The organism is Kitasatospora sp. NPDC114501, from assembly GCF_055633695.1.
Genome location: NZ_JBVKDS010000021.1, coordinates 20,609 through 42,173 on the forward strand (window position 1 = coordinate 20,609; position 21,565 = coordinate 42,173).

16 protein-coding genes are annotated in these 21,565 nt (G+C 75.3%); 11 read left to right on the forward strand and 5 right to left on the reverse strand.

The annotated features are described in order from the left end of the window. The first annotated feature begins 208 nt into the window (after positions 1 to 208). The 8 genes from ACZ7RU_RS32525 (at position 209) to ACZ7RU_RS32560 (ending at position 10,724) form a co-directional block, all read left to right on the forward strand. Positions 209 to 2,368: a tetratricopeptide repeat protein gene (locus ACZ7RU_RS32525; protein ID WP_470344568.1), complete on the forward strand. Its 2,160-nt coding sequence runs from the start codon at positions 209 to 211 to the stop codon at positions 2,366 to 2,368. Positions 2,369 to 2,628: 260 nt separating this feature from the next. Further along, positions 2,629 to 3,744 carry an alanine dehydrogenase gene (gene ald / locus ACZ7RU_RS32530; protein WP_470344569.1) on the forward strand — a complete coding sequence of 372 codons (1,116 nt, stop codon included), beginning with the start codon at positions 2,629 to 2,631 and terminating at the stop codon, positions 3,742 to 3,744. Positions 3,745 to 4,169: 425 nt separating this feature from the next. Beyond that, positions 4,170 to 5,237 (forward strand): ParA family protein, encoded by a 1,068-nt coding sequence (locus ACZ7RU_RS32535; protein ID WP_369808367.1) that lies wholly within the window; start codon positions 4,170 to 4,172, stop codon positions 5,235 to 5,237. 41 nt (positions 5,238 to 5,278) lie between these two features. Continuing rightward, positions 5,279 to 5,866, forward strand: a complete 588-nt coding sequence (locus ACZ7RU_RS32540) for a hypothetical protein (RefSeq protein WP_470344570.1) — start codon at positions 5,279 to 5,281, stop codon at positions 5,864 to 5,866. Between the two features lie 377 nt (positions 5,867 to 6,243). Next, positions 6,244 to 7,110 (forward strand): segregation and condensation protein A, encoded by an 867-nt coding sequence (locus tag ACZ7RU_RS32545; protein ID WP_470344571.1) that lies wholly within the window; start codon positions 6,244 to 6,246, stop codon positions 7,108 to 7,110. 308 nt (positions 7,111 to 7,418) lie between these two features. Beyond that, positions 7,419 to 8,012, forward strand: coding sequence for an SMC-Scp complex subunit ScpB (scpB, locus tag ACZ7RU_RS32550; protein ID WP_470344698.1), 594 nt, complete (start codon positions 7,419 to 7,421; stop codon positions 8,010 to 8,012). A 62-nt stretch (positions 8,013 to 8,074) separates the two neighbouring features. After that, positions 8,075 to 9,397, forward strand: a complete 1,323-nt coding sequence (locus ACZ7RU_RS32555) for a pseudouridine synthase (RefSeq protein ID WP_470344572.1) — start codon at positions 8,075 to 8,077, stop codon at positions 9,395 to 9,397. 319 nt (positions 9,398 to 9,716) lie between these two features. After that, on the forward strand, positions 9,717 to 10,724 hold the full coding sequence (locus ACZ7RU_RS32560; RefSeq protein ID WP_470344573.1) for a helix-turn-helix domain-containing protein: 1,008 nt from the start codon (positions 9,717 to 9,719) through the stop codon (positions 10,722 to 10,724). Between the two features lie 80 nt (positions 10,725 to 10,804). Here ACZ7RU_RS32560 and ACZ7RU_RS32565 read toward each other — a convergent pair whose 3' ends face one another. The 3 genes from ACZ7RU_RS32565 to ACZ7RU_RS32575 all read right to left on the reverse strand — a co-directional run bounded on the left by ACZ7RU_RS32565 (position 10,805) and on the right by ACZ7RU_RS32575 (position 15,041). Then, positions 10,805 to 11,167, reverse strand: coding sequence for a DUF952 domain-containing protein (locus ACZ7RU_RS32565; RefSeq protein WP_470344574.1), 363 nt, complete (start codon positions 11,165 to 11,167; stop codon positions 10,805 to 10,807). A 115-nt stretch (positions 11,168 to 11,282) separates the two neighbouring features. Continuing rightward, the gene (locus tag ACZ7RU_RS32570; protein WP_470344575.1) at positions 11,283 to 12,848 is read right to left on the reverse strand and encodes a mucoidy inhibitor MuiA family protein; all 1,566 of its coding nucleotides are present in this window, start codon (positions 12,846 to 12,848) and stop codon (positions 11,283 to 11,285) included. Positions 12,849 to 12,851: 3 nt separating this feature from the next. Continuing rightward, positions 12,852 to 15,041: a DUF4139 domain-containing protein gene (locus ACZ7RU_RS32575; protein WP_470344576.1), complete on the reverse strand. Its 2,190-nt coding sequence runs from the start codon at positions 15,039 to 15,041 to the stop codon at positions 12,852 to 12,854. A 282-nt stretch (positions 15,042 to 15,323) separates the two neighbouring features. On the opposite strand from ACZ7RU_RS32575, the gene ACZ7RU_RS32580 reads away from it, so the two are divergent. The 3 genes from ACZ7RU_RS32580 to der all read left to right on the forward strand — a co-directional run bounded on the left by ACZ7RU_RS32580 (position 15,324) and on the right by der (position 18,980). After that, positions 15,324 to 16,409: a prephenate dehydrogenase gene (locus ACZ7RU_RS32580; protein WP_470344577.1), complete on the forward strand. Its 1,086-nt coding sequence runs from the start codon at positions 15,324 to 15,326 to the stop codon at positions 16,407 to 16,409. Positions 16,410 to 16,640: 231 nt separating this feature from the next. After that, on the forward strand, positions 16,641 to 17,354 hold the full coding sequence (gene cmk, locus ACZ7RU_RS32585; protein WP_401118832.1) for a (d)CMP kinase: 714 nt from the start codon (positions 16,641 to 16,643) through the stop codon (positions 17,352 to 17,354). A gap of 171 nt (positions 17,355 to 17,525) precedes the next feature. Further along, the gene (gene der / locus ACZ7RU_RS32590; protein WP_470344578.1) at positions 17,526 to 18,980 is read left to right on the forward strand and encodes a ribosome biogenesis GTPase Der; all 1,455 of its coding nucleotides are present in this window, start codon (positions 17,526 to 17,528) and stop codon (positions 18,978 to 18,980) included. Positions 18,981 to 19,134: 154 nt separating this feature from the next. Here the strand turns inward: der and ACZ7RU_RS32595 are convergent, their stop codons facing one another. Both ACZ7RU_RS32595 and ACZ7RU_RS32600 read right to left on the reverse strand, forming a co-directional pair. Beyond that, positions 19,135 to 19,986 (reverse strand): hypothetical protein, encoded by an 852-nt coding sequence (locus tag ACZ7RU_RS32595; RefSeq protein ID WP_470344579.1) that lies wholly within the window; start codon positions 19,984 to 19,986, stop codon positions 19,135 to 19,137. Positions 19,987 to 20,258: 272 nt separating this feature from the next. Then, a complete protein-coding gene (locus tag ACZ7RU_RS32600; protein ID WP_470344580.1) occupies positions 20,259 to 21,143 on the reverse strand; it encodes a hypothetical protein in 885 nt (294 codons plus the stop codon). Positions 21,144 to 21,565 lie beyond the last annotated feature (422 nt).

Consider the following 21,565-nt stretch of genomic DNA (forward strand, 5'->3'; position numbering starts at 1 on the left):
GGCGTTGAGTCGTTGGGGTGATTTGCCGATTCGTACGACCGGATGTCACCTCGGCTGAGCTGGACGGTCGAACTACGCTTCGCAGACAGGGCGCCCGTACCGGGCCGCCCCCGCTGAGCTCCGGGGGCTGGGCACCGGAAGCCGAGCGTCGGATGCCGAGCGCGGGATGACGTCGGGAGTGGCACGGGTGGCGAGGAAGACGGCGACGATGGATCCCGGCCCCGGCGCGCCCGCCGGGGCCGTTCCCGGCTTGGAGCGGCTGCCGGCCGGGCCTGCGCTGTTCGTCGGGCGGCGCGCCGAACTGGCCGCGCTGCGGGCGGCCGCCGCCCGCCCGGCGAGCGGACGCTGCCCGGTGCTGGTGCTGGCCGGGCGCCCCGGCTCCGGACGGACCACACTGGCCGCCCGCTTCGCCCGTACCGTCGCCGCCGACTTCCCGGACGGCGTGCTGTTCGTCCGGCTGTCCGCCCCGGACGGCGGCCGGGTGCCGCCCGCCCGGGCCGCCCGGCTGCTGCTGGAGCAGCTCGACCCGCAGACCGCCGTGCCGCTGCCCGGGGCGGGCGAGGACGGGCGCGACGAGCCCGGCTGCGTGGCGCTGCGCGAGGCGCTCGCGGGGCTGCGGGTGCTGCTCGTGCTGGACGACGTCCGGGACGCCGGACAGGTGTGGCCGCTGCTGGCCGACGAGCCCGGCTGCCTGGTGCTCGCCACCACGGCCGGGCCGCTCACCGGGATCGAGGACATCGACCCGGTGATCCTCGGCGGGCTGGACCGGCAGGCCTCCGGCGAGCTGCTGGCCGACCTGGTCGGCGGCACCCGGATCTCCTGCGACCCGGTCGGCGGGGCCGACCTGGCCGAGGCCTGTGCCGCCCGGCCGGCCGCGCTGCGGTTGATGGCGGGCTGGCTGCGCGGGAACCCGAAGATCGCGGTCACCGACGCGGCGCGCGAGCTCAACCGGGTGGTGGGGGAGGAGACGGGAGCCACCGGGGCCTCGGCGGAGCCGGCCGCGGCCGCCGCGGTGAAGGAGAAGGAGAAGGACAGGGACAGGGAGAAGGAACGGGCCGGGGCGCCGAAGAAGAAGGAGAAGGAGGGGGAGCGGGCGGCGAAGCCCCCGGGTAACCCTCCCGCCGGGGCCGCTGGCGCTGCCGTCGGGCCGTCGGCGAAGCCGGGGAAGCCGGGCCCGGGGAAGGCGGCGGAGGGCCGCGCCGGTGGGCCCGCCACGGCGGCCGCCGCCGCGGTGACCGGGTCGGCCGGTGATCCCGCGGCCTGGGTGAAGCCCGGCCCCGAGCCGGCCGAGCCGGTACCCGTCCCGGACAACGACCCGCTGCTCGGCGCGTTCACCCTGCTGTACCGCGGGCTGCCGGCCGCCCAGGCGCGGATGCTGCGCACCCTCACCCTGGCCCCGGCGCAGACCGCCGACCCGCGCACCGCCTCCGCCCTGGTCGGCTGCCCGGTGCCGGACGCGGCCGCGACGCTGGCCGCGCTGGCCGAGCGGGAGCTGCTCGGCGAGGAGGCGCCGGCCGCCGACGGGACCCCGCGCTACCGGGTGCCCGGGCGGCTCTACCCCCGGCTGGTCCGGCTGCGCGAGCAGGAGGACCGGCCCGCCGAGACCGAACTCGCCCGGGCCCGGCTGCTGGAACGGCTGGTCCGGCTCACCGAGTCGGCCCGGGCGCTGCTCGACCCGGCGGCCGGCCCCGGCCCGGACCCGCTGCCCGCCCCGCTGCGGCTGCGCTCGGCGGCGCACGCCCGGGAGTGGCTGCTCGGCGAGCGGGAGCTGCTGCTCGGCGCGGTGGCCGACGCGATCGGCCAGGGCGACCTGGACGGCTCGGCCGGGCGGCTGGTCACCGCGCTGCTGCGGACGCTGCCGCTGACCGGCGCCGCCGCCCCCACCGACCTCTACCGGCTGCACGAGCTGGTGCTGACCGTCGCCGAGCGCGGCGCCCGGCCCCGCCGGGCCTCGGCCGCGCTGCTCAACCTGGGCGACCTCCAGGCCTCGGCGGGCCGCTGGGAGCCGGCCGCCGCCCACTACCGGGCCGCCCTGGAGCACGCCCGGAAGGCCGACGACGAACCGCTCTGCGCCCGGGCCCTGGAGAGCGCCGCCAACTGCCACCGGGCGCTCGGCGACGCGGTGCGGGCCGCGGACTGGTACGGGCGGGCGCTCGGTCTGCGGCAGGCGCTCGGGGACCACGCGGCCGAGGCCCGGCTGCTCGCCCGGGTGGCCGAGGCGCACACCGCGCAGCGCCGCTTCGACGAGGCCGACCGGGAGTACCGGGCCGCGCTCGCGGTGCTGCGCCGGCTGGGCGACGAGCGGGGCCGGGAGGCCGTCGCCGTGGCCCTCGCGGACCTGCGGGAACGCGTCGACGCCGGGTGGTGACGGGCGTTTCGGAGGTATTGTCGAAGATGCCCGGTTAAGACGTCTTTGGCGGGTAAGTCGCAGGGGAAGCCTACGAACCTGCCAATGTGTGCGGGAAATTTATTCACTTTGGAAGGCTGACACGCCGACTGGGCTTCATTACACTCGGACTCAGTCGCGCAGCGATCCCCGCCCCGGGCTGCCCGGAGGCTTCCCCACGTGCGCGTCGCCCACCGGTCTTCTCCGGTCGGGACCCCCATGGCAAGAGGACGTGTTCAGTCGTGAAGGTCGGCATCCCCCGCGAGGTCAAGAACCACGAGTACCGCGTGGCCATCACGCCCGCCGGCGTGCATGAGCTGGTCCGCAACGGACACGAGGTCTACATCGAGGACAACGCCGGTCTCGGCTCCTCGATCCCGAACGAGGAGTACGTGGCCGCCGGCGCCACCATCCTCCCCACCGCCGACGAGGTGTGGGCCACCGCCGACCTGCTGCTGAAGGTCAAGGAGCCCATCGCCTCGGAGTACCACCGGCTGCGTAAGGGCCAGACCCTCTTCACGTACCTGCACCTGGCGGCCGACCGGGCCGGCACCGACGCGCTGATCGCCTCGGGCACCACCGCCATCGCGTACGAGACCGTGCAGCTGTCGAACGGCGCGCTGCCGCTGCTCGCCCCGATGTCCGAGGTCGCGGGCCGCCTGGCCCCGCAGGTCGGCTCGTACCACCTGATGCGTCCGGCCGGCGGCCGCGGCACCCTGCCGGGCGGCGTGCCCGGCACCCACCCGGCCAAGGCCGTCGTCATCGGCGGTGGCGTCTCCGGCTGGCACGCGGCCACCATCGCCGTCGGCATGGGTTACGAGGTGACCCTGCTGGACCGCGACATCAACAAGCTGCGCGAGGCCGACCGCATCTTCGGCACCAAGGTCAAGACCATCGTGTCGAACGCCTTCGAGCTGGAGAAGGCCGTCCTGGAGGCCGACCTGGTCGTCGGTGCCGTGCTGATCCCGGGCGCCAAGGCGCCGAAGCTGGTCACCAACGAGCTGGTCTCCCGCATGAAGCCGGGCTCCGTGCTGGTCGACATCGCGATCGACCAGGGCGGCTGCTTCGAGGACTCGCACGCCACCACGCACGACGAGCCGACCTTCAAGGTCCACAACTCGGTCTTCTACTGCGTGGCCAACATGCCGGGCGCCGTCCCGAACACCTCCACCTACGCGCTGACCAACGCCACCATGCCGTACGTGCTGGAGCTGGCCAACCGCGGGTGGAAGGAGGCGCTGCGCCGCGACGCCGCGCTCGCCAAGGGCCTGAACGTGCACGAGGGCCAGATCACCTTCCCGGCCGTGGCCGAGGCCTTCGGCCTGGAGTCGGTCTCCCTGGAGAGCGTGCTCGCCTGAACCCCCTGACCGCCCGGCGGTCGTTCGCCCCCGACCCGATCCCTTCGGGCCGGGGGCTTCGCCGTGCCCGTGATCAGCGGGTCGTCCGGGTAGGTCGCTCTGTCGTCAATGTCCGTCGGTCATGTCACCCGCCCCCGGAAACGTCGGGGCCGGTGACCCTCTCATCCCTTGACAGCAGCCCGCTCGATAGTCGACACATCCTGCCCACTACCGTGGATTGTGTTGCTGCGAACGCCTTGAACGGCCTAGAGTCGCAAACCGTCGGCATGCTGCCACGCTGACGAATCGACATAGAGTCCTGGATGCCCAAGGAGGTAAGACGACTTGTGAATGAGTCGACAATTGCTCCCGGGGGTGGTCAGCCAGGACTGGCGGAACTCACCGCCGGCCAGCCGAGTGAGGAGCCCGGGGCCCGGCAGCCCTCCGTGGGCTCGGCCGAGGTCGGCTCGGTCGCACTCCGTACCTTCGAAGCACGCCAGAACACAGCACAGGTGACCACGGTGACCGATCACGACGCCGACTTGGCGGCCTACGGCCTGGCCTACGGCGAGTTCGCCTACGGCGCCTACGACGACCCGGACGCCGAGTACGAGCCGGACCCGGAGTACGCCGCCACGCTGGCCCCCGACGCCGCGCGCCAGCGCCGCGAGCGGGTCGGCCCGACCGGCCGCCCGCTGCCGTACTTCCCGATCCCCGCGCCGGTGGCCGAGCACGGCCCCGCCCAGATCATCGCCATGTGCAACCAGAAGGGCGGCGTCGGCAAGACCACGTCGACCATCAACCTGGGCGCGGCGCTGGCCGAGTACGGCCGCCGGGTGCTGCTCGTCGACTTCGACCCGCAGGGCGCGCTCTCGGTCGGCCTCGGCGTCAACCCGATGGAGCTCGACGTCACCGTCTACAACCTGCTCATGGAGCGGGGCCTGACGGCCGATGAGGTGCTGCTCAAGACGGCGGTCCCGGGGATGGACCTGCTGCCCTCCAACATCGACCTCTCCGCCGCCGAGGTTCAGCTGGTCAGCGAGGTGGCCCGGGAGTCCGCGCTGGCGCGCGCCCTGAAGCCGCTGCTGCCCGACTACGACTACGTCATCATCGACTGCCAGCCCTCGCTGGGTCTGCTGACGGTCAACGCGCTGACGGCCGCTCACAGCGTGATCGTCCCGCTGGAGTGCGAGTTCTTCGCGCTGCGCGGTGTCGCGCTGCTGACCGAGACCATCGAGAAGGTGTGCGAACGGCTCAACCCCGACCTGCGCCTGGACGGCATCCTGGCCACCATGTACGACTCGCGCACCGTGCACAGCCGCGAGGTGCTGGCGCGCGTCGTCGAGGCGTTCGGCGAGCACGTCTTCCACACCGTCATCGGGCGGACCGTGCGCTTCCCGGAGACCACCGTCGCCGGCGAGCCCATCACGACGTACGCGACCAACTCGGTCGGTGCCGCCGCCTACCGTCAGCTCGCCAGGGAGGTGCTCGACCGGTGCCGCCCCGCCGAGTGAGTCTCCCGGGTGCCGACGAGCTGTTCCGGACCACGGGGGGGATGGCGCTGTCGCCCTCCCTCGCGCCGCGTCCGGCCGCCGAGGCAGCCAGACCGGAGACCGCGCGGACCGTCACCGGCCAACCGGACGGCGCCGAGGCCGCCACGGCCGCCCAGGGAGCCCAGGACGACCGGCAGGTGACGCCGGAGCAGCAGGCGGCCGCCACGGTGCCGGCGCCCGCGCAGCCGCCCGTCCAACGGCCCGGCACGGCCGTCGGGCCCGCACCCGCCGCAGGCGTCGCCGCGGCCGGGAAGACCGTCTCGGGCGGCCGCGGCGCCGGCTCCGCCCCGGCGCCCCGGATGCACCAGGGCGCCGCCGAGGAGCAGCCCGGTGCCGCCGGGCGAGCCCGGCCGCGCGGCCGCGCGCCGCGCCGGCCCAGCGGGCGCGAGCGGCACGACGAGAAGATCACGGTGTACGTGTCCGCCGAGGAGCTCATGGACCTGGAGCACGCCCGGCTGGTGCTGCGCGGCGAGCACGGGCTGGCCGTGGACCGCGGGCGGATCGTCCGGGAGGCCATCGCGGTCGTCCTGGCGGACCTGGAGCAGCGGGGCGAGGCCTCGATCCTGGTCCGGCGGCTGCGCGGCCGGTAGGCGGCGCGGAGGGCGGCCGGCGGTTTCCGCCGGGCGTCGAGGGGGGCCGCCGCCCCGGCGTGGGGAGGCCGCCGGTCGGGCGGCAGGGCGCCGAAGGCGCGACAGGACCCCGGAGGGGCGCCGAGAGGGACCGGGCGGGGCGAGGAGCCCGGGTCGGGCGCCGCAGGGGCGTTCCCGGGCCTGTGGGGCCTGCTGGGGAAGCGGAACCCGGTGACAGGTCCGGTGGGGCCGGATCGACGGGGCGGGCGCGTCTGAGGCCCTGGACGGGATCGTGGATGAGACGGACGCCGGGGACGCCGGTCACGGGTCCGGCGGAGCGGCGTGTCGGGTGGCCCCGGGACGGGGCCGGGGGCGGGGACGGGTGAAGATGGACCGTCATGCCCAGGACCGCCGAACCAGCCGCCACCGCCGAGAGCGCGACCGAGGACGAGTCGCGGGGCGGCTTCCGGGTACGGCTGGACAACTTCGAGGGCCCCTTCGACCTGCTGCTCAGCCTGATCGCCAAGCACAAGCTGGACGTCACCGAGGTGGCGCTGGCCACCGTGACGGACGAGTTCATGGCGTACATCCGGGCGATGGGCCCGGACTGGGACCTGGACGCGACGACCGAGTTCCTGGTCGTGGCCGCCACCCTGCTCGACCTCAAGGCCGCCCGGCTGCTGCCCGTGGCGGAGGTCGAGGACGAGGCGGACCTGGCGCTGCTGGAGGCCCGCGACCTGCTGTTCGCCCGGCTGCTCCAGTACCGGGCGTACAAGCGGGCGGCGGCGCTGTTCGGCGAGCGCTGGGCGGCCGAGCTGCTGCGCCGGCCCCGGACCGCCGCGCTGGAGCCCCGGCACGCGGAGCTGCTGCCCGAGGTGGTCATCACCATCGGGCCGCGGCGGCTCGCCGAACTGGCGGCCAGGGCGATGGCGCCCCGGCCCGCGCCGGTCGTCTACGTGGACCACATCCACACCCCGCCGGTGAGCGTGCGCGAGCAGGCGGGGCTGGTGGTGGGGCTGCTCACCGAGCTGGGCGAGGCCTCGTTCCAGCGGCTGGTCGAGGACGCGCCGGACGACCTGGTGGTGGTCGCCCGCTTCCTGGCGCTGCTGGAGCTGTACCGGGAGCAGGTGCTCGCCTTCGAGCAGCCGGAGGCGCTCGGCGAGCTGCTGGTGCGCTGGGTGGCGGAGGAGGGCCGGGTGGCGGTCGAGGTGACGGACGAGTTCGACCGGCCGGTGGGCGAGGTCGGGGAGGACGGGCGGCGATGAGCGGCGGGAACGAGGGCGGGCGGCCGGTGCGGCGCCCGCTGGGGCTGCCGGGGCGGCCGCGGGCCCAGGAGTGGCTGGAGCCGGCCTTCGAGCTGCTGCCGGACCCGGTGGAGGCCGCGGAGCCGGTGCGGCCGGCAGCGGACGACCCGGCGGCGGAGGCGGCGCGTGTCGTGCACCAGAAGTCGGCCCCGTCGACTTCCGGTGCCTCCGGTGCCTCCGGTGTCCCCGCTGCCGCCGGAGCCGCGGGCGCGTCCGGGGCCGAGGGGGCCGCCGACGCCGGGCTGCGGGCCGAGCTGGAGGCCGTCCTGATGGTCGTCGACGAGCCGGTGGCGGAGGAGCGGCTGGCCGGGGCGCTGGAACGGCCCCGGGCCGAGGTGGCGGCCGCGCTGCGCGAACTGTCCGCCGAGTACACCGCCCAGGGCCGCGGCTTCGACCTGCGGCTGGTCGCGGGCGGCTGGCGGTTCTACAGTCGGGAGAGCCGCTCCGCCGCCGTCGACCGCTTCCTCCTGGACGGCCAGCAGGCCCGGCTCACCCAGGCCGCGCTGGAGACCCTGGCGGTGGTCGCGTACCGGCAGCCGGTGTCCAGATCGCGGGTTTCCGCCGTCCGTGGTGTGAACTGTGACGGCGTGATGCGTACCCTGGTACAGCGAGGACTGGTGGAAGAGGCCGGATCCGAGCCCGAAACAGGTGCGATCCTGTATCGGACGACGAACTACTTCCTGGAACGGATGGGGCTCCGCGGCCTGGACGAGCTGCCGGAACTCGCTCCCTTCCTGCCCGAGGTCGACGACGTGGAAGCGGAGTCCCTGGAGGGCACGATGATCGCGGAGGCGGTCGCCGCCGCTGCCGGGCAGGCCGCGGACGGCAGTGGCGAGGCCGGTCGGGCCGGGCCCGATCGGTAGGGGGCGGTGAGGTCGGCCGAAACGACCGCACATCCCAGACGGAACGACGTACGGACACTTTGATGCGTAGCAGTGGCAACGGCAGGAACAGCAGCGGCGGCGGGAGCGGTCGAGGCGGACAGGGCGGGGGCCGGGGCGGCGGCTCCTTCGGCGGCGGCAGCGGCGGCGGTGGCCGTGGCGGCTCGGGTTCGGGCGGGGGTTCGTACGGCGGTGGCCGTGGCGGCTCGGGTTCGGGCGGGGGTTCGTACGGCGGTGGCCGTGGCGGCTCGGGTTCGGGCGGTGGCTCGTACCGCGGTGGCCGCGGCGGCTCGGGTTCGGCTTCGGGCTCGCGCGGCGGCTCGTACGGTCGTGACGACCGGCGCGAGGGCCGCCGGGACGACCGGCGTGACGACCGCCGCTACCCGGACCGCCCGCTGCGGCCCGAGGAGCGCAGGTACGACCGTCCCGAGTTCGGCGGCGGCCCCAACGCCACCCCGGCCCGCGGCGGCTTCGCCGGCCGGCGACCCGGCCCGGCCCCGCGCCCGCGCCGTGAGGGCCAGGGCGCCCCGGGCGACCCGCGCCGCCAGCCGCAGCGCTCCCGCGAGCTCCAGGCCAAGATCGAGGACGCCGTCCTCGCCCGGCACGACAAGCCGGCCGTCAAGCTGCCCAAGACCTTCGGCGAGCCCGAGGGCGAGCGCCTCCAGAAGGTGCTGGCCCGGGCCGGCATCGGCAGCCGCCGCGCCTGCGAGGAGCTGATCGAGCAGGGCCGGGTCGAGGTCAACGGCAAGCGCGTCACCGAGCAGGGCAAGCGGGTCGACCCGGAGAAGGACGAGATCAAGGTGGACGGCCTGACCGTCGCCACCCAGTCCTACCTGTTCTTCGCGCTGAACAAGCCGGCCGGCGTGGTCTCCACCATGGAGGACCCGGACGGCCGCCAGTGCCTGGGCGACTACGTGACCAACCGGGAGACCCGGCTGTTCCACGTCGGCCGCCTGGACACCGAGACCGAGGGCATCATCCTGCTCACCAACCACGGCGAGCTGGCCCACCGCCTCACCCACCCGCGGTACGGCGTGACCAAGACCTACCTGGCCGCGATCCAGGGCCCCATCCCGCGCGACCTGGGCAAGCAGCTGGCCAAGGGCATCGAGCTGGAGGACGGCTACGCCCGCGCCGACAGCTTCAAGGTCATCTCCAACGTCGGCAAGAACTACCTGGTCGAGGTGACCCTGCACGAGGGCCGCAAGCACATCGTCCGCCGGATGCTGGCCGAGGCCGGCTTCCCGGTCGAGAAGCTGGTGCGCACCCACTTCGGCCCGATCGCCCTGGGTGACCAGAAGTCGGGCTGGCTGCGCCGCCTGACCAACCCGGAGGTCGGCCAGCTGATGCGCGAGGTCGGTCTCTAGGGTCTGTCGTCGACGGGCCCCGGGCCCGTCCGCTCCGCCGGAGCCCCCGGTCGCACCCGCTGCGGCCGGGGGCTCCGGCGTTCCCCGGCGGTGTGAACGTCCGCACACGGGTGTCCACGTTTCGGACGGGTCGTGTGAGCCGGGACGCAACCGCTGGTCACGGCCTTGTCAGCGTCATGATCCGTGGCCGAGGATGGCCACCGGAGCGCCCCCCCGCCGCGTGGCGGGACTGCGCCAGCACGGTGCGTGCCGGCCGGGGTGGGTACGGGCCGCCGGGAACGGGCCGGCGGAGAACGGGCGAGCAGGGGGAGAGGGCGTCGTGTCCGATGCAGCACTGGGGCGGGTCGGCGGACAGGCCCTCGGCGCACTGGGACTGGCGGAGCCGGACGGGCAGGTCTACGCGGCGCTGGTGGCCAGCCCGCAGTCCACGGCGGAGGAACTGGCGGAGAGCTGCGGGCTGACGTTCCAGCAGAGCGTGCGCGCCCTGGACCGGCTGGCGCAGCAGGGCATGGCCACTCGGGCGCCGGTGGACCGGCACCGCTACCTGCCGGTGCCCCCGGACGTCGCGATCGGCACCCTGATCGGCCACCGGGAGTCGGAACTGCGCTACGCCCGGGCCGAGATGCACCGGCTGATGGACGCCTTCCGGGAGGCGTCGCGGTACACCGACCCGGCGCACTCGGTGGAGGTGCTGACCGGCGGCGAGGCGATCGCCCAGCGGCTGGAGCACATCACCGAGACCAGCCGGTACCAGGTGCGCGGCTTCGACCGCCCGCCGTACATCCAGGACCCGGGGGCGCCGATGCCCCTACAGCGGCGGCGGCTGCGCGAGGGGGTGAAGTTCCGGACGGTCTACGACCGGGAGGCGGTGGCCTGGCCGGGGCGGCTGGAGAAGAACATCCTGGTCGGCGTCGCGGACGGCGAGGAGGCGAGGGTCCGGCCGACCCTTCCGATGAAGATGATCATCTCGGACGACCGGATGGCGATCATCCCGATCAGCGTCGGCGACAGCGTGCTGGACGCCGCGTACGTGATCCACCCCTCGGCGCTGCTCCAGGCACTGGACACGCTGTTCGAGGCGGAGTGGGAACGGGCCGTCCGCCTGCAGGCGGCGGTCGGCGCCGAGGACGCCGGGGCGGAGCCGGAGGCCGACCACCGCAAGCTGCTGGGCCTGCTGGCGGCCGGGCTCACCGACGAGTCGATCGCCCGCTCGCTCGGCTGGAGCGCCCGGACCACCCAGCGCCGGCTCCAGAGCCTGATGCGCTCGCTGGGCGCCACCACCCGCTTCCAGGCCGGGATGGCGGCCCGGGAACGGGGCTGGCTGTAGGGCCGGTCGGCCGGCCCGGACGCGGAACGACCGGCAGGGCGGGCCCGGGGAGGTGACCTCGCCCGGGCCCGTCCGCGCCGTCAGCTCCAGGGGCTGAGCGAGGCCCAGCGGCCGTCCGGCCCGCGCTCGACCTTCTCCAGGCCGACCACGGCGGTGCGGTTCAGCCGCCCGTAGATGTGCGGGAACAGCACGCCGGGGGTGGCCCCGGGCGGCGGGGCGCCGTTCGGGGCCTCCCACTTCACCATCGGCTCCACCAGCGACTCCTCGATCAGCAGCACCATCAGCGGGTCGGGGGTGTCGGCGAAGAAGGCGTTGGCCACCGCCAGCGCCGTCGGCTCGTCCGCCGAGCAGTGGATGAACCCGTCGGTGAGCAGCGACGCGGTGGCGTACGGGCGGCCCGGGTCGGTCAGCCAGTCGTCCAGGGGAGCAAGATGGAGGATCATGCTTCCTTTTCTACCCGTTGTCTCCGGTTTGGACCTGAGCGGCCGTCATCGGCACGGCGGTGTCCGCCGCCGGTCCGCCCCCGCCGGTCCGCCCCCGCCGGTCCGTCCTCGCCGGTCAGAGCCCGGCCACCTTGGCGGAGGCGGACACCTCGTACACCAGGGTGAGGGTGCGCCGGGCGCCGGGGGCGAGCGGGACGTCCCAGCGGACGATGCCCTCGGCGTCGAAGGAGTCCGGTGCCGGGGAGCACTCCTCCTTGCGCAGCCGCACCTCGACCGCCGACACCTCGGAGACCGGCACCCGCTCGCGTACGGTCACGATCCGCTCGTCGTGCTCCTCCGGGCCGGAGAAGCGGGACAGGTGCAGCCGGACCGTCCGGGTGGTGGTCCGGCGGCCGGTGAGGCCGGCGGTGGCCTGGCGCTCCTCGACCTCCCGGACCACCCGGTAGCCGTCCGAGCTGCCGAAGGACAGTTCGGCCTCGGCGCCGGCGGCGGTGAAGCGCAGCTCGCCGCGGCCGGTGAAGCCGCTGCCGCGCACCAGCTCGACCGGGCCGGCCAGCAGCGGGTGCCCGGCCGCGTTGCGGAACCGGACCACCTGGGTGACCAGCGGGGACAGCTCCGGGGCGCAGGCGTACTCGCCGGCCGCCGGGACGGTGAAGGCCCCCAGCGGCACCCGGTGCGCGCGGCCGTCGGAGGGCACGGTCGCGGGGGCGGGGGCGGGCAGCACCCGGACCTCGCCGCCGTCGTCCACGCCCGGCACCCCGGAGGACGGGCCCAGGGTGGCGACCGCCTCCTCGCGCAGCTCGACCTCGACCGTGCGGCGCTCCTCCTCGGTGCGCTCGCGCAGCACCAGGACGTCCTCGGCGACCGCGGGCGGCGCGGTGGCGAGGGCGGAGCGGGCGGTGGAGAAGGTGAGCCGGGCGTTCGTCCAGTCCTCGCCGGTGCGCTGCCAGACCACCGCCTCCGACTCCAGGCGCAGCTCGCCGCCGTCCAGGACCGCCCGGTAGGAGGGGCGCCACAGCGCGCAGGGCACCAGGTGGGAGACGGTCAGCTCGGCCGGGCCGGGGCGCGCCGCCTCGACGGTGAGCTCCAGGTGGGCGGTCAGCTCGGCCGGGTCCTCCTCGGCCTCGTCCAGCGCGATCAGGGCCTGCGAGCGCTGCTGCTCCAGGCGGCGCAGCCGGGAGTGGGTGGCGCGCAGCTCCTCGCCGTAGCGCTCGCGCTCGGCGTCCACCCGGCCGAGCTCCCGCGCCCAGCGGTTGGGTTCGAGCTCGCCGAGGCCGGCGCCCTCGCCGATCTCGCGCAGCAGGTCGGCGGAGAGCTGGGCGAGCAGGGCCAGCCGGGCCTCCAGCCGGGCCCGGGTCCGGTCGGCCAGCCGGGTCTCGGCGTCCAGCCGGTGCAGCCGGTGGCGCAGCTCGGAGTCCTCCGGGCCGGGCGGCAGCGGGGCGCGCGGGGCCCAGCCGCGCACCAGCCGGGCGTCCAGTACGCGGACGCCGTCGGTGGCGGACTCGGCGCGCAGGGTGCGGTCGACGGCGAGGGCGGTGAGCGGGCCGAGGCGCAGCCGCTGCACGCCCGCGGCGAGTCCGACCGTCGTGCCGCGCTCGACCTGGCCACGGTCCTCCAGGCAGGTCACGGCGGTGACGGGGAGGGGGGCGGTGACGGGGTGGGGAAGGGTCTCGACGGTCATCGCTCAGTTCCTCCGGTTTCCGCCGACGATGGCCTTTCCGGCCGGGATCTTGATCAGGTAGCCGCCGTCCAGCTCGGCGCGTCCGCCCGGGGGGAGGTCGACCCGCCAGAGCCGGGTGCTGGGCGGGCAGTCCGGCGTGGAGACGGTCGGGGCGTGCCAGTCGGCCCGCTCCTCGATCCGGATCTCGGCGTCGGAGGTGACCGGCACCCGCTCGCGGACCTCCACGGTGACGGCGCGTCCGAGCCGGTTGGCCAGCTGGACGTGCACCCGGTGGTCGAGGACGGTGCTGTTGCCCTTCAGCATGCCGGTGGCGGCCTCGTGCAACTCGGTGCGGCGCGCCACCTCGACGCTCTCGGCGACGCCGATGCCCAGCCGCCGGGTGCCGCCGGGCGCCAGGGTGGGCAGGGCGGCGGTGAGCAGGAACTCGTCGTCCACGGTGACCTCCACCGGGCCGGCCAGGACGGCCCGGTCGGTGCGGTTGGCGAGCACCAGGGTCGCGTACACCTTCTCCTCGACGGCGGGGACGGTGACGTACTCGGGGCTGACGGCGAGCGGGATCTCGTCGACGGTGACGGTGTGCCAGGTGCCGTCGGACGGGATGTCGGCGGGGGCGGCGGCGTCGAAGCGGTGGTCGAAGGAGCCGGCCGACTCGCGGGGCGGGACGGCGTGGCGGGGCAGGGTGAGGGCGCGGAGCTGCGCGGCGCCGCTGCCGCCGGGCGGCGGCCAGGCCTGCTCGGTCCGCTCGGGGCGGGGGTGCAGGGTGCCGCGGCGGGCGGCGGGCTCCTCGGGGCCGGCCAGGACCAGGTCGGGGTAGTCGAGCAGGGTGGCGTCCGGGACGACGCCGGGTGGTGGCGGGGGCGGGGCGGCGTGGCCGACGCGTCGGCGGGCCTCCGCGGGCGGGAGGCCGCCCGGGGCCTGCGGCAGCGGTGGCGCCGCGGCGGCGACCGGCGCCGGCGGCGGGCCGCCGTAGCCGGCGAAGCCGCCCGGGGCGCCCGGGGGTGGCGGCATCGGCTGGTCGGCGTTGAGCAGGCCGCCGCCGTACCCGGCGGGGGCGATCCGCTCGTCGGCCGCGAAGGCCTCGGCCCGGGGGCCGCCCGGGCGGGCGCCGCCGAGGTGGGCGGAGCGGGCGGCGGCGGGCGCCGGGGCGGAGGCCGCGGCCGGGTGGTACGGGGCGTGGTGGGGGTGGCGGCGCGGGGCGGGGCGGTCGGCGTCGGCCGCGTCGTAGCCGGTGAAGAGGTCGTTCAGGCCGGCCGGGGGCTCGCGCCAGCCGGAGGGCGGCGGGGCGGGCTGGCTGCGGCCGATCCGCAGCGAGGTGAGCCGGGGCAGGTCGGTGCGGCGGTCGAGGTCGGCGGTGGACAGGGCGAGGCGCACGCCCGTCCAGTCCTCACCGGTGCGCTGGGCGACGGCGGCGCGCAGGACCAGGTGGGCGGTGTCGGCGCCGGTCCGGTAGGACAGCCGGTAGGCGGGCACCCAGCGGGCGGCGGGGACGCCGTACTCCAGCTCCAGTTCCAGCGCGGGGGCTGGGGCGGGGTGGGCAGCGCCTTCGGCGGTGTCCGTGGTGGTCAGGGTGAGCAGGACGGTGGTGCTGGTCCCGACCGGCTCGGCCCGGTCGGCGGTGGACGCCCGCTCCAGCCGGTCGGCGGCCAGGTCGCGCTCGTGGTCGGCGAGTTCGAGCTCCTGGGTGAGCGCCTCGGCGCGCTCCTGGAGCCGGGCCAGCCGCTCGTCGACGAAGTCGGCGAGCTCCAGCCAGGCGTCGGCGGGTGTCCGGCGCAGCGGCTCGTCTCGGCGGCGCTGCGGCGGTACGGCGCGCAGCGCGGCGGTCTCGGCGATCGCGGCCAGGACCAGCCGTTGCCGCTCGGCGAGTGCGCTGCGGTGCTCGTTGGCCTCGTCCAACGCCCGTTGGAGCTCCGGGAGTTCGTCCGCTTCGCGGAGTTCGGCGAGCAGCTCCAGCCGGGCCTCGGTGACCGCGGTGCCGGCCGGTCCGGAGAGCACCCGGGCGCGCAGCGAGCGGCCGTCCAGGGCGGCGGGCAGGCCGGTCAGCCGCAGCCGTCCGCCGGGCGGGACCGGGACGGTGGCGCGCCGGCGGCACACCGCGCCCTCGGCGTACACCACGACGGAGTCCAGGACCGACGGGTGGGCCGGTACGGCCGGCGGTTTCGACTGCCCGCTCCGGCCGCTGTGCTGATCGTCCATGCGCAACCCCTTCGTTCGCGTGTCGCCCCCGCGCCTTCCCCCGGGCGGCCAGTCTGCCCGGCTTCGGGGCGGGCGTCGCAGGTTTTCCGGGTGCGGCGTGTGCACTGGGTGGGACGGGGACGGGCCGGTGGCGGTTGCCCGAGCCGGAAGCTGCCGGGCCGCCGTACCGGTTGCCGGGTGGAGGATGGGGACTTCGGCGGGGCGGATGGGGGAGGATGGGGCGCGGGTGCTCCCGGACGGTCCCGGCACCTTCGAGAATCGTGATGAGGAGAGCGACCCGCCATGCGCACTGCCGTCGTCGTCGGCACCGGACTGATCGGCACCTCCGCCGCGCTCGCGCTCACCGCCCGCGGGCTGACGGTCCATCTGGAGGACGCCGACCCGGACGCGGCCCGCACGGCCGAGTCGCTCGGCGCGGGCACCACCGACCCGGCCGACGGCCCGGTGGACCTGGCGATCATCGCCGTGCCGCCCGCGCTGGTCGGCAAGGTGCTGGCCGACTGCCAGCGCCGCAACCTGGCGCACTGGTACACCGACGTCGCCAGCGTGAAGGCGGGCCCGGGCAGCGAGGTCGCCGAGCTCGGCTGCGACACCGTCCACTACATCGGTAGTCACCCGATGGCCGGCCGCGAGCGCTCCGGCCCGCTGGCCGCCCGCGCCGACATCTTCGAGGGCCGCCCCTGGGTGCTCACCCCGACCGCCGACACCGACACCGAGACGCTCAACGCCGCGCTGGAGCTGGTCGCGCTCTGCGGCGCGGTGCCGATCGTGATGGACGCCGCCGAGCACGACCGGGCCGTCGCCCTGGTCTCGCACGCCCCGCAGCTGGTCTCCTCGCTGGTCGCGGCCCGGCTGGAGAACGCCGACGAGACCGCCATAAGGCTCTCCGGCCAGGGCGTGCGCGACGTCACCAGGATCGCCGCCTCCAACCCCGGCATGTGGGTCGACATCCTCTCCGCCAACGCGGGCGCGGTCGCCGACGTCCTGGAGGGCGTCGCCCGCGACCTCGGTGAGACGGTCACCGCGCTGCGGGCCATGGAGGCCGCCGAGGAGGACGAGCGCCAGGCGGGCGCGGCCGGGATCGAGGCGGTCATGCGGCGCGGCAACACCGGCCAGGCCCGCATCCCCGGCAAGCACGGCGCGCCGCCCACCCGGTACGAGACCGTGGCGGTCGTGCTCGGTGACCAGCCGGGCGAGCTGGGCCGGCTGTTCGGGGAGGTCGGCGACGCCGGGGTCAACATCGAGGACGTCGCCATCGAGCACTCGACCGGGCAGCAGGTCGGCTTCGTCCAGCTGTCGGTGGCGCCGACGGCGGTGAAGCGGCTGACGAAGGCGCTGCGGGCGAGCGGCTGGAGCGTCCGGGACTGAGGCTCCGGGGGGTGTCGGGCCGCGCCGTCGGGCCGGGGTGGTCGGGCCGGGGTGGTCGGGCGGTGCCGGTTGGTCGGACGGTCGCCCAGGGTCGACTAGTCTGGGTCGGTTGATCGGCCCGGACGGCTGCGGAGTCCGTCACAGCGGCGGTCCATTAACCTTGAGGGAGACAATCCCCGGCCGTCCGCCTGCCCAGGCTCCGGCTCCCGTGTTCAGAGAGAGGTTCGCCCCGTGGATACTGCCGACCGAGCGCACGCCCCGGTCGTCGTCGCCATCGACGGACCCTCCGGCTCCGGCAAGTCGACCGTCTCGCGGGCGGTCGCGGCCCGGCTGGGCCTGAGCTTCCTGGACACCGGCGCCATGTACCGGGCGATGACCTGGTGGATGCTGGCCAACGAGGTCGACGTCGAGGACGCGGAGGCGGTGGCCGTCGCGTGCGGCAAGCCGGTGATCGTCTCGGGCACCGACGCCGACGGCCCCACCATCACGGTGGACGGCCAGGACGTGTCCGGCCCGATCCGCGGCCCCGAGGTGACCGCCAAGGTCAGCGCCGTGTCCGCGGTGCCGGCCGTACGGTCCCGGCTGGTGGAGCTCCAGCGCGGCTGCGCCGAGGTCGCCGAGCGCGGCATCGTCGCCGAGGGCCGGGACATGGGCAGCGTGGTGTTCCCGGACGCCACCGTCAAGGTCTTCCTGACCGCCTCCGAGGAGGCCCGGGCCACCCGCCGGGCCGCCGAGCTGCGAGCCAAGGGCGTGGACGAGGCGACCATCACCGCGATGGCCGCCGACCTCGCCCGCCGGGACGCCGCCGACTCCTCCCGGAAGACGGCGCCGCTGACCCAGGCCGCGGACGCGGTCCTGGTGGACACCAGCGACCTCACCCTGGAGCAGGTGATCGACCGGATCGCCGGGCTGGTGGAGGAGCGGGCCGGACTGTCCGCGGTCTGACCGGCTGCCGTCGGTCCGACCAGGGCCGGTCCGAACCCCTTCGGGCCGACCCACGAGTGAACCGCGGGCCGTCGAGGTGCCGCGGAGACAACCATCGCGCTGCCCCGAGCGGGGCAGGTACGCACGGCACGCCCCTGGGAAGGGCCGGGCCGGGAAACGGAACAGACGAACATGACCGCAGAGCACGCCGCCACCGGCCCCGGTGAGCTGGACGCCGCCGACTACGCCGAGTTCATGGCGCTCGCCGCCGAGGAGGGCTTCGACCTCGACGGCTTCGACGCCGTGGACGGTGCCGAGCACGTCCGACTGCCGGTGCTGGCCGTGGTCGGCCGCCCCAACGTCGGCAAGTCCACTCTGGTGAACCGCATCATCGGCCGCCGCGAGGCCGTCGTCGAGGACAAGCCGGGCGTCACCCGCGACCGGGTCACCTACGAGGCCAGCTGGAACGGCCGCCGCTTCAAGGTGGTCGACACCGGCGGCTGGGAGATCGACGTCCTCGGCATCGACGCCATGGTGGCCGCCCAGGCCGAGCTCGGCATCGAGCAGGCCGACGCGGTGCTGTTCGTGGTGGACGCCACCGTCGGCGCCACCGACACCGACGAGGCCCTGATCAAGCTCATCCGCCGGGCGGGCAAGCCGACCGTCCTGTGCGCCAACAAGGTCGACGGCCCCTCCACCGAGGCCGAGGCCGCCTACCTGTGGTCGCTCGGCCTCGGCGAGCCGTTCCCGGTCTCCGCCCTGCACGGCCGTGGCTCGGGCGACCTGCTGGACGCCGTCATGGACGCGCTGCCCGAGGCCCCGCCGCAGACCTTCGGCGACGCCGCCCCCGGCGGCCCGCGCCGCATCGCGCTGATCGGCCGCCCCAACGTCGGCAAGTCCAGCCTCCTGAACAAGGTCGCCGGCGAGGAGCGCGTCGTCGTCAACGAGCTGGCCGGCACCACCCGCGACCCGGTCGACGAGATGATCGAACTCGGCGGCAAGACCTGGAAGTTCGTGGACACCGCCGGCATCCGCCGCCGGGTCCACCTGACCGCCGGCGCCGACTTCTACGCCTCGCTGCGCACCTCCTCCGCGCTGGAGAAGGCCGAGGTCGCAGTCGTCCTGATCGACGCCAGCGAGACCCTCGCCGAGCAGGACACCCGGATCATCTCGATGGCCGTCGAGGCCGGGCGCGCCGTCGTCATCGCCTACAACAAGTGGGACCAGCTCGACGAGGAGCGCCGCTACTACCTGGAGCGCGAGATCGAGCGCGACCTCGTCCAGGTGCAGTGGGCCCCGCGGGTCAACGTGTCGGCCAAGACCGGCCGGCACATGGAGAAGCTCGTCCCGGCGATCGAGACCGCGCTGGAGGGCTGGGAGACCCGCATCACGACCGCGCGCCTGAACGCCTTCCTCGGCGAGCTGGTCGCCGCCCACCCGCACCCGATCCGCGGCGGCAAGCAGCCGCGCATCCTGTTCGGCACCCAGGCGGGCATCCGTCCGCCGCGCTTCGTGCTGTTCGCCTCGGGCTTCCTGGAGGCCGGCTACCGGCGCTTCATCGAGCGCCGGCTGCGTGAGGAGTTCGGGTTCGTGGGGACGCCGATCTCGATCTCGGTGCGGGTGCGGGAGAAGCGCAAGAGGAAGTAGTAGGGGAGAGGGGAACGGTCGGTCCGCGGCCGGTCCCCTGACCGACGGCCGGAGGGCCTCGCCACGGTGGTGGCGGGGCCCTCCGGCGTGTTCGGGGATGCGGTGGGGTGGGCCGGGTGCGGCCGGGATCCCTGTGCGGGGCACGGGCCGGGCGTCAGCGGAGGTCGACGGCGGGGCCCGGGGGCAGGGAGAGCATCTGGCGGTGGCGGCCGCCGGAGGGCCGGGTGGGGACGAGCCCGGTGACCGTACCCGTCACCGGGGCGGGCGCGGGCGGCGCCGGGGGCACGGGCGCGGGGACCGGCATCGGGTGCGGGGCCGCGCCCAGGTAGCCGGCCGCGACCCAGCCCTGGCCGTTGGTGAACTGGGCTGCGGGGGCGGCTGGTTGGTCCTGGGCGGGGACCGCGGTGGCGCGGCCGGGGTCGTCGCCGGCGGGGGTGGTGGAGGCGGCGGGCTCGGGGTGGCCGACGGAGTGGCCGTGGTGGTGGCCGGTGGTGTGGGTTCCGGCGCGGGGGGCGGCGTGGCTGCCGGTGTGACCGGCGAGGAGGCTGTCGGTGGTCTGACTGCCGGTGTGGGTGTGGGTGTGGGCGTTGGCGGGGGTACCGGTGTGGCCGCCGGTGTGGCCGTGTTGTTGGGCGGCGGCGTGGCCGTGCTGGTGGCCGCCGGTGGGGCCCGAACCGTGGTGCTGGTGGCTCGGCATGAACTGGGGGAGGCCCGGCGCCTGCCCCGCGAGGGTGTGGAAGGCCTGCTGCTGGGGCGGGTGCGGGCGCTGCTCGCCGACCGTCGGGTAGCCGTCGCGGACCGCGAAGCCGGTGAACTTCAGGTCCTCCTCGCCCGAGCGGTCGCCGGGCAGGGCACGGAAGAGGCGCCGGTACTCGGAGTACAGCTCGTCGTAGATCGGCGTGGCGGAGTGCGGGTGCTCGGCGTCGTACGACGGGCGCATGCCCGGGATCGAGCGCGAGGCGGTGGCGGACCGGCCGGGGGACGCGGAGACGTCGTAGCTGTACACGTAGGGGCCAACGAGTGAGAGGGGCGGGGGATGCGGGGCGCGGGAGCGTGGGCGCTTCCACACGCCGGAGCACGGGACGGGCGGGCGCGCCGGGTGGAGAGCGGGCACGCCGGGGCCCGGCGAGGTTCGGCGCGGGTGCCGTGGCGGGTGCCGTGCGGGTCGCGGTAGGGCGGGGCGGGGCGGGTCGCGGGGGTGGTACGCGTTCGCCGGAAGACGGCCACGGGGGTGGTGGCCGCCTTCCGGCGGGTCGGGGCACGGAAACGCGGGGTGGATCAGGTGCCGGCGAGCGGGAGGGAGGCGGCCACCACCTGGCCCAGCGCCACCGCCCGCTCCAGCGCCTGGCGCAGCAGGTCCTCGCGGGGCTGGCGGCCGACCATGCCGGCCGGGACGGCGTACATCGTCACCTCGGACAGCTGGCTCGCGGCCATCCGCCAGGCGTCGGTGACCTGGAGCGGCTGGTGCGCCTGCCACCAGCCGGTGCTGCCGCCGGCCGCGGCGGGCTGGAGGATCGCGTGCAGCTTGCCCATCGCGACCAGGACCGACCAGCCGGGCAGCTGCTCCGGGGTCTCGTCCAGGTCGGTGACGGGCTGGAAGCCGGCGTCCTGGAGCAGGTCCAGGAACTCGTCCTCTCCCGAGGTGCTGCCGGGGCGGCCGACCGGCCCGGTCGGCTCGACCACCAGCGAGGCGTGGCCGACCTTGCCGTGCAGCACCAGCCCGCAGGTGATGCCGAGGATGGCGGCCTGGCCGGGGGCGGTCGGCTGGGTCGGGGCGGGGCCGACGGGCGCGGCCGGGGTCGGCACGGGGGCGCTCGGTGCGACGGCGGGGCCACCGGGGAAGCCGGGGCCACCGGGGACGCCGGAGGCGGCGAGGTCCGGGCCGCCGCCCGGCTGGGACTGGCTGATGCTGCGGACGGCGCCGACCAGCTGCTCCTCGGCGACCGGTACGACCTGGGAGGGGATGCAGCGGGCGTGCGCGAAGGCGAGGACGGCGGTCTCCTCGCCGACGAAGAGCACGGTGCTGGTGGGCTCCACGTGCGTGTCGCCGGGGGTCCGGCAGGAGGTGCACTCGTAGCTGTCGGGAGCGCGGTCGCCGCCTAGCAGGCGGTCGGCCTCGTCGTCGCCGATCTCGGACCGGACCTCGTCGCTGACGTCGAGCATGCGCGGCACAGGGTCTCCTCGGATGGGGTGTGGATGGCGGTTCGCGGGCGGACACGGGGAGGTCGCCATGCCCAACGGACCCTTGTGTCAGGCGTCACGGGTGCCCGTCGAGGCTGACGGGAATTGCCTCGGATCCGACCGCGTGGCGTGTTCTCGTGGTCGCAATCTGTCGATGTCGGGGCCGGGACTGCCGGAATCAAAGAGTGAGGTGAGTCACGGGACCCGGATGTTTGATCTAGGAAACAACGGCTAAAGCGGACATTTCGGGCACAATTCCCTGGTCATTACCGCCGGTAACCCTTGGCTGAGCTGGGCGGACCGTTGAAGTTTTGGCTTCTCCGTCGCCCGGCTCGTAGCTTCTTGGTCGGCGCAACGAGCGCCACCCGGGTTCACCCCCGACGCACAGCCCCCCGGTCCGCCGG